The sequence below is a fragment of the Bradyrhizobium sp. WU425 genome, from assembly GCF_021052305.1.
Taxonomy (GTDB): domain Bacteria; phylum Pseudomonadota; class Alphaproteobacteria; order Rhizobiales; family Xanthobacteraceae; genus Bradyrhizobium; species Bradyrhizobium canariense_D.
This window is the reverse complement of the sequence record NZ_CP088089.1, coordinates 2,609,341-2,621,839: the sequence shown is the minus strand read 5'-3', so window position 1 is coordinate 2,621,839 and position 12,499 is coordinate 2,609,341. Positions and strand designations below refer to the sequence as shown.

Sequence of the window (12,499 nt, the reverse complement as noted above, 5' to 3'; positions counted from 1 at the left end):
GGCACCGCGCCGGTTGACGCGGATGCCGCATTCGCCAGGGCTTGACCGTAGCAACGACGGCCAGGACCACACGGTTTTGCCGTACGCACGGCCCGCCATTTCGCCGCAGTTTTCCCAGCCCTGTCGACGGAGCCGGAAACTTACAGACGAGACGAAGCCTAGCAGCGCCGCTCGTCGGAACGCAGCCTTGGGCTCACGGAGAGCAATCCGCCCTGCCCTTGGCCTCTCGCACCCGAACGCTGCCGCGTCCACCGCAAGCCCGGCTCGCGAACATGACGACCACAAGATCGCCCCTCAAGGATGAGCCGGGATGGCCAACACATACGCCGTTTCCGAATTTCGGTAAAGCGGAATATTTTCATCAGTGCGGCTTGACACCGGTGCGGGTCGGGCTGTCAAGGTGTTTCGCCCGACGGCGCAGCCCACCGGCGTGCCGAGATGCCGGTGACGAGCCAAAAGGCCTGGTGTCCGCTTGCGGCCGCCCGGGGGCCGCCTGCGACAATCCGAGTCCGCCGCGGACATAAAGACGCGACAATTGCGGGGCTTGTCGATTGCCCCTGCCCTGATTCCCCCTTCCCGGAGTTCCCATGTCTTCTGCCGACAGGCCAGCGACACGCCTTGCGACCAGACTTGCCTTCCTCGTCGCGGGTTTCGGCATGGCGTGTTGGGCACCACTGGTGCCGTTCGCGAAGGCGCGGCTCGCCGTCGACGACGGCATCCTCGGACTGCTCCTGCTCAGCCTCGGCATCGGCTCGGTCGTCGCGATGCTTCTGACCGGCGTGCTGAGTGCGCGCTATGGCAGCAAGCCGATCATCATGGCGGGCGGGATCGGTCTTGCCCTGGTCCTGCCTCTGCTGACAATCGCGAACTCGCCCGCGATGCTGGCGCTGGCACTCCTCGCATTCGGCGCCGCGCTCGGCTCCATCGATGTCGCCATGAACATCCACGCGGTTGAGGTGGAGCGCGCCGCGGGACGTCCGCTGATGTCCGGCTTCCACGCGCTGTTCAGTATCGGCGGCTTCGCCGGGGCCGCGCTCATGACCGCACTGCTCTCGCTGCAACTCGGCGCGCTCGCTTGCACGCTGATCTGCTCCGTCCTGATGCTGATCGCGATGCTTGGGGCCTGGCCGCGGCTGCTTCGCTCCGTGCAGGTGCAGGAAGGACCGCTGTTCGTGCTGCCGCATGGCGCCGTGCTCCTGCTCGCGCTGCTTTGCGCCATCACCTTCCTCGTCGAAGGCGCGATGCTCGATTGGGGCGCGTTGCTCGTCATCGGCGCGGGTCTCGTTTCCGAAGCGCAAGGCGGGATCGGCTACATCGTGTTCTCGGTCGCGATGACGATTGGGCGGCTCGGCGGCGACGCCGTCGTCGCGCGCATCGGAGACCGCACGACATTGTTCTGGGGCAGCCTAATTGCGATCGCGGGTTTCGTGGTCCTGCTCACCGCTCCCGTCGTGGCGGTCGCCATAGGCGGCTTCCTACTCATCGGCCTCGGCGCATCCAACCTCGTGCCGGTGCTGTTCCGCCGAGCGGCGAGGCAGAAGGTGATGCCAACGGGCCTCGCCGTCGCGGCGATCACGACCGCCGGCTACGCCGGCGTTCTCGTGGGTCCCGCCGGTGTCGGCTTCGTCGCACGTCTTGGCGGATTGCCGGTGGCGTTCTGGCTCCTGACCGCGCTGATGGGCCTCGTCACGCTGACGGCGCGCATTGTCACGCGCGCCGATGCCTGAGCGGCTTCACAAATTGCTCAGCCCGATCGATTTGATCAGGGGCGCGAGGCTTGCGGATGTGGCCTCGACGATGCGCTGGAATTTGTCCGGGCTTGAATCGTTGTCCGGCTCCATGCCCTGGGCGCGATAGCTCGCCAGAAGCGCCGTATCGGCCATGGCGAGCCGCGTCGCCTGCGCGATCCGGTCGATGATCGCATCGTCGGTGTCCTTGGGTGCGAACAGACCGAACCATCCCTCATACCGGATGCCGGGCATGCCGGATTCGACGGCGGTCGGGATCTCCGGCGCGCCGCTCAGCCGCGTTTCGGTGGTGACCGCAAGCAGCCTGACTCTTCCCGCTTGGGCCAGCTGCTGCAATTGAACGGACATGACGGCAATGACGAGCGATATCTGGCCGCTGACGAGGTCGTTGGTCGCCTGCGCGATGCCGCGATAGGGCACGTGGACGATGTCCAGCGCGCCGGCCTGCTGCTTGAAGGATTCGCCGACCAGATGGTTTCCGGTGGCGATCCCCGGCGTGCCATAGGACAGCTTTCCTGGATTGGCTTTCGCATAGGTGATCAACTCGCGCAGGTTTGCGGCAGGCACCGAAGGATTGGCGGCGAAGACCAGCGCGCTGTTGATCAGCCGGTAGATGGCGCGGAAATCGCCAACGGAATATCCGGGATTTGCCGACGTCATGGGAATGATGACCTGCGTGCTGCCGTTGCCGAGCAGCAGCGAATAGCCGTCGGGCTCCTCGCGCGCGACCGCCGCGGTCCCGATGGCGCCGCCCGCGCCGCCGATATATTCGACGAAGGTCGGCCCGAGCAGCGACGGCATCCTGTCCACCCAGGGGCGCGCGATCTGGTCACCCGATCCGCCGGCTCCGTAGGGAATCACCAGGCGAATGGGACGAGACGGATAGTCGGCGGCTTGTCCGTTGCGGGGAAGCGCGGCGAGCGCCGCTGCGCCCGACAACGCGTGCACCAATTGTCGCCGCGTGAAAGAGGCCATGCTGGAAATTCCGGAAGTCGGCAGTCAATGTGGTGGCGGGACCGGCTCCCGGACCATGCCATCGCAGCAATCCGGCATCACAGTCAATGCTCCATCCGGCCGTGCCCCGGCGTCATCGCATTGTCATGTCGGCCTAACTCTTTATTTCACAAGCATTATTTCGGCGAGCCATCCGTCCGCGCAGGGCTGTCAGCCCTGCCCACTGCTTTCGACCGGTTTACTGTACGCCTCGTTCTGTTAGATCAGAAAGTAATACCTTTTGACTCCCTTCGAGGGGGCGATGGCGCGTGCCAGATCGTAGCGAAGATTCGGCCATTTCCTTTGGGCCATTTCGACTGTTTCCGAAGTCCCGGCTCTTGGAGAAGGAGGGCTCGCCGCTTCATGTCGGCGGCCGCGCGCTCGACATTCTCATCTTCCTTGCCGGACGCCCCGGAGAAGTGGTCGACAAGAGAGAGCTGGTCAAGCGCATCTGGGCCGGCGTCAATGTCGACGAGGGTAGCCTGCGCTTCCATGTCGCAGCGCTACGCAAGGCGCTCGGCGACACCGGCAAGTCGGCGCGTTACGTCGTCAACGTGCCCGGCCGCGGCTATTGCTTTGTCGCCTCGTTCGCTCAAGCAGCTCCTCCGGCCGCCCCGCTCCCGGCCGAAAGCGCCCCTCCCCGCTCCTTGCCCGCTCAGCTCACCAGGATGGTCGGCCGGGAAGATGTCATCGAGAAGATCTCGAACGGACTTTCGCTCTATCGCTTCATGACCGTCGTCGGCCCGGGCGGCATCGGCAAGACCTCGGTCGCCGTCACCGTCGGGCATCGCCGCTCCCAGGATTTCGGCGGGCGAGTCTTCTTTGTCGATTTCGGTCCGCTGAGGGATGCCAGTCACATCGCGACCACCATTGCTTCGGCGCTCGGACTGACCATCAGCGCGGAGGATCCGACGCCGGCCCTGCTGACGTTTCTGAAGACCGACCCGGCCCTGCTGATCTTCGACGGTTGCGAACATGTGCTGGATCATTTGGCGCCGCTGGTCGAGCGCATCGTTCGCGAAGCACCGCAGCTTCGTGTTCTCGCAACCAGCCGCGAGTCGTTCCGGAGCGAAGGCGAGCGAATTTTCCGGCTGTTCCCGCTGGACTGTCCGCCCGAGCGCGAAGGGCTTGCTGTCGACGAGGTCCTTGCCTACCCTGCGGCTCAGCTCTTTGTGGAGCGCATTGCGCAGAGCTCGGGCCCGTTCCAGCTCAGCGCGGAAGAGGCCCCCCTCGTCGCGAGCATCTGCCGGCGCCTCGACGGCATCGCGCTGGCAATCGAGCTCGCGGCGGGCCGCGTCAATGCTTACGGCATCGCCGGCACGGCATCCCTGCTCGACAGCCGCTTTTCGCTGCAATGGCGCGGCCGACGCACCGCCGTGCCGCGGCACCAGACACTCGCTGCGGCGCTCGACTGGAGCTACGACCTTCTGCCTGCCGCGGAGAGCGCCACGCTGCGACGCCTGTCGGTCTTCGCCGGGCCTTTCGCGCCGGAGGCGGCTGCGGCGGTCGGGTCGGGTGACGGCCTCAACGCATCCGAGACCCTCGAAGCAATCGACAGCCTGGTGACCAAGTCTCTGATTTCGCCGTCCGGCTCGCGGACGCTGCGCTATCGGCTGCTCGACACCACGCGCACCTATGCATACGGAAAACTCAACGAGCTCGGCGAAGCCGGGCAGTTCGCGCGGCGTCATGCCGAGCATTTTCGCGATTTATTCCAGCGCGCGGAGGCCGATATTTCGACGCCGCTGCCCGAATGGCTGAGCATGTATGGCGCGGAGCTGGACAATGTGCGCGCGGCGTTGGACTGGGCCTTCGGGCCCGACGGCGAGCCGAAACTCGGGATCGCGGTGACGTCGGCCGCAGTCACGCTGTGGGTGCGTCTTTCGCTGTTCGCGGAATGCCGTGAGCGCAGCAGAACGGCGCTCGCGGCGCTCGGAGACACCGCCGACGACGACCGCATCCGCATGCAGCTGCTGTCGGCGCTCGGATGGTCGCTGATGTATGGCGAGGGCCGCGCGCGCGAGGCGCGGCCGATCCTCGAGACGACCCTCGAGCTGGCTGACAGGCTCGACGACAAGGATTTCCGGCTGCGCGCGCTCTGGGGCTTGTGCATCGACCAGTTCAATAACGGACAGTTCGGCAAGGCCCGTGCGCTCGCCGATCGCTTTGCGAACGCAGCCGCGAACTCGCCCGACAGGACCGATGTCATGCTGGGCGACCGGCTGATGGCCGTCGCGCTGCATTATCTCGGGGATCAGAACGAGGCTCGGCTGCGCATCGACCGGGTCAATGCATCGTTGCATGTGTTGGCGGAGAAGCCGAAAATCTTCCCGCTCGATCTGAGAATATCGACGCAATATTTTCGAGCTCGCATCCTGTGGCTTCAGGGTCTGGCCGATCAGGCTCAGGCCCTCACCGCCAGAAACATCGAGGAAGGCCGCGCCAACGGCCACGCGCTGACATTCTGCAGCGTGCTCGGACAAGCCGCCTGCCCGATCGCCTTCTGGTCCGGCGATTTCGACGCCGCCGAGCGTCACGGCATCGAGCTGCTCGAACACACCGAGCGCCACGCCATCCGGCTGTGGGGCCTGTGGGCACGGGCCTTCAACGCCGCAGTCATGGTCAGGCGCGGCGACGTCACGACCGGCCTGCCGCTGCTGCGCGAGGAGCTCAATCGCGCCGGCGATGCGCGCTTCCTGCCGCGCTTTCTGCCCTTGCTCGGCGAGCTCGCCGCGTGTTCCGGAGAGGCCGACCAGGTCGATCGCGGGCTCGACGTGATCGAGGATGTCCTGACCCGCTGCAACGACCGGCAGGAGCTCTGGTATCTGCCGGAGCTGATCCGCATCAAGGGAGAGTTGATGCTCAGGAACGCCCGGCATTCAGAGGATGCCGAGGCGCGCTTTCGCGAGGCCATGGACATTGCCGTCCAGCAAGGCGCCCGTTTCTGGGAGCTGCGAAGCGCGGTCAGCCTGGCGCGGTACATGATCGGGGCCGGCCAGAGCGCGGAGGCCTTGGCAATTCTGCAACGCGCATGCGGGCCGTTCACCGAGGGCGCCGGCATTACCGAGATCCGCAGCGCCCACGATCTGATCGAGCAGCTCCGGGCTTGACGAGTCGGCTGACCGGCGCCGATTCATCCGGCCCGCGGAATGAATCCGGGCACGCCGGTCTCGACGACCGTGTTGAACCTGATGTTTGTCGTAATCTGGTCCCTCATCTCTCGCATGGCGTCTTCGGGCAAGGCCGAAATATCGAAGTTTTCCTGGATGCGCCGGGAATTGGTCGAAGTCGTCAGGAAAGCGGTGCCGCGCTGGAGGGCCCACGCCAGCGCAATTTGAGCCGGCGTCCTGTGCAAGCGCTCCGCGATAGCAGTGATCACCGGATCGGCTAGCACGTTCGGCTTCATGGCGTGTCCCAGCGCTGCAAACGCCTGCAAGACAATCCCGTGCTCTCGACAGAAGTCGAGCAGGTCCCATTCGGGAAGATACGGATGCGATTCGACTTGCACCATGGCGGGCCTGATCCGCGCGATCGAAACGATCTCGCGCAGCTTGTCCAGGGTGATGTCCGACAGACCGATCGACTTGCAGTGTCCCTCGTCGACGAGGCGCTCCAGCGCCCCCCATGTCTCCGCCAGCGTAACCCCTGAATCATAGATGACCCGACCGTGCTCATCCCTCGGGTCCTGCTCGTCGCCGGGTTGAAAGGCAAAGGGCGTATGGATGATGTAGCAATCGATCTCGTCGAGTTGCAGCCGCCGGCGACTGCCGTCGAAGGCAGGCCTGACCCGTTCCGGCCGATGATTGGTGTTCCATAGCTTCGTCGTAACGAACAGGTCCTTGCGCTGAAGCGTCCCCGCCTTGAATGCCTCCCGCAGCGCATCGCCGACCGCCTCTTCGTTGCGATAGCGCTCCGCGCAATCAAGATGTCGAAATCCGGCCTCCAATGCAGCCTTGGTGGCCCGCCTGGTCACGAGCGGATCCGGAATGAGCGTGCCAAATCCCACCGCGGGAATCGTCCCGGATTGATGAGTTGGAATTCTCGTATAACGAAGCGAATCCGACGTTGTCATGCTGATGCTCCTTTGTTTGCCCTCAGCTCCCTCAAAAGTAAGGGACGAGGTGTTCGAAATTGACGATGCGATGTCATTCCATGACTCCAGGCGTTAACCGGTAGGCCGCGGCTTACGGAGAAAAAACACGAGCGGAATCATGACGAGCATGGCGAACATCAGGATCTCGAACTGGTCGATGACCGCGACGGTCGCCGCCTGACGCGTGACCATGCCGTTGAGGGCCGCAAGACCCGGCTTGCCGACCGAGCCCCCGACGTAAGCGGCGACACGATAGGGCGTGAGGTTCTTTGCGAGTGCGACATGCACAGCCTGCGTGTTGGCGTAGAAGAAGAGCTGGACGACCGCGATGCCAATTGTGCTGCCATAGAGGCGCGACAGGTTGATCAGCGCGCTGCCTTCCGGGCGGAGCTTCGGATCGAGCGTGCCGAACGCGGCCCTGGCGAGCGCGGGCAGCAACATGCCGAGACCCGCTCCCTGGAGCAGGCCGGCCTCGACGACCGGCCGCCAATCCATCGCCGGTGAATAGCCAAGCATCAGCCAGTTGGCATAGACCACCAGCGTCATTCCACCCACGAGGAACGGCCGGTAGTCGATCTGCGCCGGGACCAGGCTCGTCAGCACCAGCGCCCCCACCAGCGCGACGCCGCGAGGAACGGTCATGTATCCGGTGGTGTCGACGGGGTAGTTGAGCAATTCCTCCAGCATCGGGGACGTCAAGGCCAGGGTCGGCAGCAGCACGAAGCCAAGCGCGAAGGAGATGACCGTCGAGAGCACGAGATTGCGGTCCCTGAACAGCGCCGTGCGCAGAAAATGCTCCTTTGTCGTCATGACGTGCACGATGAAGAGGTAGAATCCGAGCACGGAGGCGCCCGCCTCGATCCAGATTTCCGTCGAGGCAAACCATTCGAGGCGCTCCCCGCGGTCAAGCAACATCTGCAACCCGATCATGCCGACGGAGAACGTCGTCAGACCGAAGAAGTCGAAGGACTGGCTCCGCTCCGCCCGCTTCTCGCCGAGCAGCCGAGCCATCGTCAGGAAAATGAAGCCCGTCATCGGCAGGCTGACATAGAAGATGGCGTGCCAGCCGTAATATTCGCTGAGCCAGCCGCCAATGGCCGGGCCGCTGCTGATGCCAAGCAGGGAGCAGACCGTCCAGGCCAGGCTCATGCGCGCATGTCGCGCCGGCGACGTCACCTCGAGCAGGATCGCCAGCGAGAGCGGCGCCAGCGGTCCGCTCGCCGCGCCCTGGAGGATTCGCGCCAGCACGAACTGAATCGACGTCGTCGCCAGCGTGTCGAGGGCGAGACCCAACACGAAGATCGTGACGGCGGCCTGATAGACAACTTTGCGGCCGTAGCGTCCCGCCAGCCATTGCGTGATCGACATGGTCACGGCGCTCGCCGCGATATACGAGGAAAACACCCAGCCGACCTCGTCATTGGCCATTGAGAGCGTCGCCTGAAGATGAGGTAGCGCCGCGTTCGGTATCGAAATGTTGACGGCCTGCATGTAGGTCGCCATGAGGGCGGCCGCGGCGATCGCGTGATGACCGCCGGGCGACGTGGTCGATGGGAGGGGCGTACTCATTTAGCCTCCGTCGCGAGCGCCGGTTGGAGCAGATGCGCCCAGGTGCGCCGATAGCCGGTATCAATCCGCGCCGTCACGCTGATGCCCGAGAACAGTGGCCGGTTTGGATCGAGATCGTCGAGTTCCAGGCGCACCGGCAATCGCTGGACGACCTTGACCCAGTTTCCCGTCGCGTTCTCGGGCGGCAGGAGCGAGAAGTCCGAGCCGGTCCCCGGACTCATGCTGACGATGCGCGCCTTGAACTTGCGATCGGGATAGGCATCGACGTCGATCGTCGCCTCCTGGCCCGGGCGCATATGATTGAGACCGGTCTCGCGAAAATTCGCCTCGACCCAGACGTGCCGGCTCGACAGCAGCGAGAACGTGGCCGCGCCGGCATTGACGAAGCCGCCGATCTGCAGATCGTCCACCTTCGTCACGATGCCGTCGTCCGGCGCCGTCACGGTGGCGTAGGAGAGATCCAGCCGCGCACGGTCGAGCTGTGCCCTGGCCGCGCGAACGGTCGGATGGCGATCGATGTCGATATCGGCATCACCATTGAGGGCGACGATCGTGTTGGCGATCTGCTGTTCGATCGACACCATGCGGTGGCGAGCGACCTTCATGTCCGTCTCGGCCCGCTCGTAGACCGCGCGTGGCGTGAAGTCGGAGGCAACCAGCATCTTCTTGCGGTCGAATTCGCGCTCGTCGAAGGTAGCCGTCTCTTTGGCCGACTGCAGCTCGGCCTGCTGCTGACGATGGGTCGCCTTGAGGGATTCGATCTGGAGCCGCGCACTGCCGAGACGCGCCTCGGCCTGGTCGACGGCAATTTGATAAGGCTCCGGGTCGATGCGAAATAGCACCTGCCCCCGCCGGACGCGCTCGTTGTCGCGCACGGCGATCTCGACCGCCTGGCCGGAAACGCGCGCATTGATGGTCACCTTGGCGGCGCGAACGAATGCGTCGTCGGTCGAGACATATTGCTCCTGCGCCAGATAGATGAATGCGCCGACCACGGCCACCGCCATCGGCAGCGCAAGCATCAGCGGCCGTCGCAGCCGCTTGCCGAGCCCTGCCCCAAACCATTGGGCGGCTGCCTCGCTCGGGCGGAAGCTGTTGCGAACGCCGAGCCCGCCGGCGATTGGCGCGAAATCGAAACGCATCGGAAGATCCTCGGGTTCAATCTATTTAATAACGCTCGTTACAAATATTGTACTCCGACGCGGCGATCAAGTCCGCGACCTTGATTTTTATAACGATCCATACAAATATGCGTGTGGAACATGGCAACCGGGGTTCTGACGATATGGCACGGAAAAAGAGCGAAACGACCCCGGCGCGCCGGGGACGCCCACCGGCCTACGACGCAGAGACGGCCTTGAAGCGGGCAACGGAAACGTTCTGGAGGACCGGTTATTCCGGTACCTCCCTGGACAAGGTCGCTGCCGCGACCGGGATGAGTCCGCCGAGCCTCTACGCGGTGTTCGGCAACAAGCATGCGCTCTATCTCGAGGCGCTCGCGCGGTATTGGGAGATCAGCCTTGCCGCGACGCGTGAGGCTCTCGCCGGGGACCATTCCTTGGACGAAGCGCTGATGCTGGCCTATGACGCGGCGCTGTCGATCTACTTTTCCGGCAAGGGAGCCGCACGCGGCTGCTTCGTGGTGGGGACGGCGGTGACCGAAGTCGCAGAAGATGCCGCGATCCGGAGCAGCGTTGCGGCGGGACTGCGCATGATAGATGCCGATTTCGAAGCCCGCTTCCGCCTCGCCCAGGACAAGGGCGAGCTGAAGCGCGACGCCGATCCGGCGGCGCTTGCCATTCTCGCTTCAGCCACGATGCACACCATCGCCATTCGCGCCCGTGCCGGCGCCCGCCGCCCGGAGCTGAGGGAGATGGCCCGAAAAGCGGTCGATGTGATCTGCGGATGCCGGCGATGATCTCGCGGATTTCAGCCATGGCTCTCCCCGGCAATAGCGACGACCCGCTTTAGCCTGCCGCGGCAGCCCCGCGCCGCGGCAACTTCCAGTCGGGGCGGATGAAGTGGCAGGTGTACCCGTCCGGATAGCGTTCGAGATAATCCTGATGCTCCGGCTCGGCTTCCCAGAACTCGCCCGCGGGCGCGACCTCGGTTACGACCTTGCCAGGCCAGAGACCGGACGCCTCAACGTCTGCAATCGTGTCCTTGGCGATCCGCTTCTGCTCGTCGCTGGTATAGAAGATTGCCGAGCGATAGCTCGTGCCCAAATCATTGCCCTGGCGGTTGAGCGTGGTCGGATCGTGGATCTGGAAGAAGAACTCCAGCATGGTCCGAAAGCTGGTCTTGGCGGGATCGAAGGTGATCTCGATCGCTTCGGCATGACCTTCATGGTTGCGGTAGGTGGCATTCTTCACCGCGCCGCCGGTATAGCCGACGCGGGTGGAGACCACGCCCGGTTGCTTGCGGATCAGATCCTGCATGCCCCAGAAGCAGCCTCCGGCCAAAATTGCGCGTTCCGTTGTCATATCTCCACTCCCAATTGATCGGTCTGTCCGTTCTGAACCCGTCGCATCCTATGCTTTCGGCGGCCCAGTCGAAAGCCGGGCATTTGCCCATCCGGTTCCTCTCGTGGAGGCCAAAGCTTCGACGACCTCAGCTTCCCCAAGCAGAACCAGATGGACATAAATTGAGCGCGCCTTACGTCAGCTTCGCGTCGAGCGTGATTGCGGCGTTGAGCACCTTCGACACCGGACAGTTCTTCTCGGCCTCGCCCGCGATCTTGGCGAAACCAGCGTCGTCGAGGTTCGGCACCTTGGCACGTAGCTTCAGCGCCGATTTGCTGATCTTGAAGCCTTTGCCTTCCGGCTCGAGGCTGACCGCAGCTTCAGTCGTGAGCTCGTCCGGCGTGAAGCCGGCGAGTTGCAGGCCGAAGGCCAGCGCCATAGTGAAGCAGCCTGCATGGGCCGCAGCGATCAATTCCTCGGGATTGGTGCCCTTCTCGTTCTCAAAGCGGGTCTTGAACGAATAAGGCGTCGCGGCGAGCACGCCGGATTCGCTCGATAACTGACCAGTGCCATCGCGACCGGTGCCTTTCCAGACCGCTGTTGCCTTGCGGATCATCTCAATTCTCCTGGTTGATTTTTTTAGCACCGGCACTCGGTACGGTACGAAAGCGACATTGGCACGACCGCCTGTCGCCGTTCCAACCGGCCGAGCGCCGCAGCAGTTCCGCTAGCTACCGATCTGTCCGACATGGAAGCCGAGCCGGTTCTCGACATCACCGGCGCGGTGGAAGCCGCGCGACATCAGCGCCTTGATGCGGCTCTGGCTTGCCGGGCGGCTGAGCGAGGCCAGGAACGCGTCCCATTCCGGCTTGATCTCGATATCCGGTGGCAGGCTCGCAACGTCGACGAGGCGCTTGGTCTCGGCAATCGCCTCCTTGTCGAAGGACGCGATGCGCATGGCCAGCGCCTCGACGAAGCCATCGAGCTCGGCATCCGGCAACGAGCGGTTCACATAGCCGTAACGTTCGGCGAGATCGCCGTGGATATCGTCGGCGCCAAGCAGAACCTCGAGCGCGCGGCCGCGGCCCATCAGGCGCGGCAACCGCGCCATCGGGCCGCCGCCGGGCACCAGGCCCGCACCGACCTCCCATTGCGACAGGACCGCCTTTTCGCGGCTGGCAAAGCGCATATCACTTGCCAGCGCCAGTTCGCTGCCGACGCCGGTCGCACGGCCCCTAATCGAGGCAATCGAAACCACCGGCGCGCGGCTGAGACGCACCAGCATGTCGGGCAGTGCCTGCAGGCCCGTCGGCCCCGGCGGGATACGAAGCGAATCCTCCAGCGGCGCGAGGAAGTCGTAATGCGTGATGAAGAAGCCTTCGACGGCGCTGTCGAACACCACGACCTTCACCTCAGGATCGGTCTCGATCGCCTTGACGACGTCATCAAGAAGCGGAAGCTGCTTGGGGCCGAAGATATTGACTGGGGGCATGTCGAAGGTGACACGCCAATACGACGGCAGCCGACGTTCCAGGCGGATTTGGTCGGTCGTGAAGGTGCGTTCGGGGCGGTTCATGATTGGATTCCTGGTCTGAGGGGAAGAAGGGAACGCGCGGAAGTGCGCGTCCCCGCAG

10 protein-coding genes are annotated in these 12,499 nt (G+C 64.4%); 3 read left to right on the top strand and 7 right to left on the bottom strand.

What is annotated here, in order from left to right; genetic code table 11:
• Positions 1-587 precede the first annotated feature (587 nt).
• Positions 588-1,727 (top strand): MFS transporter, encoded by a 1,140-nt coding sequence (locus tag BcanWU425_RS12430; protein ID WP_204511953.1) that lies wholly within the window; start codon positions 588-590, stop codon positions 1,725-1,727.
• A 6-nt stretch (positions 1,728-1,733) separates the two neighbouring features.
• On the opposite strand, the gene BcanWU425_RS12425 is transcribed toward BcanWU425_RS12430, so the two are convergent.
• Positions 1,734-2,723, bottom strand: coding sequence for a Bug family tripartite tricarboxylate transporter substrate binding protein (locus BcanWU425_RS12425; RefSeq protein WP_204511954.1), 990 nt, complete (start codon positions 2,721-2,723; stop codon positions 1,734-1,736).
• 287 nt (positions 2,724-3,010) lie between these two features.
• On the opposite strand from BcanWU425_RS12425, the gene BcanWU425_RS12420 reads away from it, so the two are divergent.
• Positions 3,011-5,851 (top strand): ATP-binding protein, encoded by a 2,841-nt coding sequence (locus BcanWU425_RS12420; RefSeq protein WP_204511955.1) that lies wholly within the window; start codon positions 3,011-3,013, stop codon positions 5,849-5,851.
• Positions 5,852-5,874: 23 nt separating this feature from the next.
• On the opposite strand, the gene BcanWU425_RS12415 is transcribed toward BcanWU425_RS12420, so the two are convergent.
• From BcanWU425_RS12415 to BcanWU425_RS12405, 3 genes are all read right to left on the bottom strand, one after another.
• Positions 5,875-6,813 carry an aldo/keto reductase gene (locus tag BcanWU425_RS12415; protein WP_204511956.1) on the bottom strand — a complete coding sequence of 313 codons (939 nt, stop codon included), beginning with the start codon at positions 6,811-6,813 and terminating at the stop codon, positions 5,875-5,877.
• A 93-nt stretch (positions 6,814-6,906) separates the two neighbouring features.
• The gene (locus tag BcanWU425_RS12410; protein WP_204511957.1) at positions 6,907-8,403 is read right to left on the bottom strand and encodes an MDR family MFS transporter; all 1,497 of its coding nucleotides are present in this window, start codon (positions 8,401-8,403) and stop codon (positions 6,907-6,909) included.
• On the bottom strand, positions 8,400-9,545 hold the full coding sequence (locus BcanWU425_RS12405; protein WP_204511958.1) for an HlyD family secretion protein: 1,146 nt from the start codon (positions 9,543-9,545) through the stop codon (positions 8,400-8,402). Before BcanWU425_RS12405 ends, BcanWU425_RS12410 begins: the two co-directional genes overlap by 4 nt.
• A 47-nt stretch (positions 9,546-9,592) precedes the next feature.
• On the opposite strand from BcanWU425_RS12405, the gene BcanWU425_RS12400 reads away from it, so the two are divergent.
• The gene (locus BcanWU425_RS12400) at positions 9,593-10,321 is read left to right on the top strand and encodes a TetR/AcrR family transcriptional regulator (protein ID WP_231190506.1); all 729 of its coding nucleotides are present in this window, start codon (positions 9,593-9,595) and stop codon (positions 10,319-10,321) included.
• Positions 10,322-10,370: 49 nt separating this feature from the next.
• Here the strand turns inward: BcanWU425_RS12400 and msrA are convergent, their stop codons facing one another.
• The 3 genes from msrA to BcanWU425_RS12385 all read right to left on the bottom strand — a co-directional run bounded on the left by msrA (position 10,371) and on the right by BcanWU425_RS12385 (position 12,441).
• On the bottom strand, positions 10,371-10,886 hold the full coding sequence (msrA, locus tag BcanWU425_RS12395) for a peptide-methionine (S)-S-oxide reductase MsrA (RefSeq protein ID WP_026234007.1): 516 nt from the start codon (positions 10,884-10,886) through the stop codon (positions 10,371-10,373).
• A gap of 172 nt (positions 10,887-11,058) precedes the next feature.
• Positions 11,059-11,481 carry an OsmC family protein gene (locus BcanWU425_RS12390; RefSeq protein ID WP_085348997.1) on the bottom strand — a complete coding sequence of 141 codons (423 nt, stop codon included), beginning with the start codon at positions 11,479-11,481 and terminating at the stop codon, positions 11,059-11,061.
• A 111-nt stretch (positions 11,482-11,592) separates the two neighbouring features.
• Positions 11,593-12,441: an enoyl-CoA hydratase/isomerase family protein gene (locus tag BcanWU425_RS12385; protein ID WP_018460341.1), complete on the bottom strand. Its 849-nt coding sequence runs from the start codon at positions 12,439-12,441 to the stop codon at positions 11,593-11,595.
• Positions 12,442-12,499: the final 58 nt, after the last annotated feature.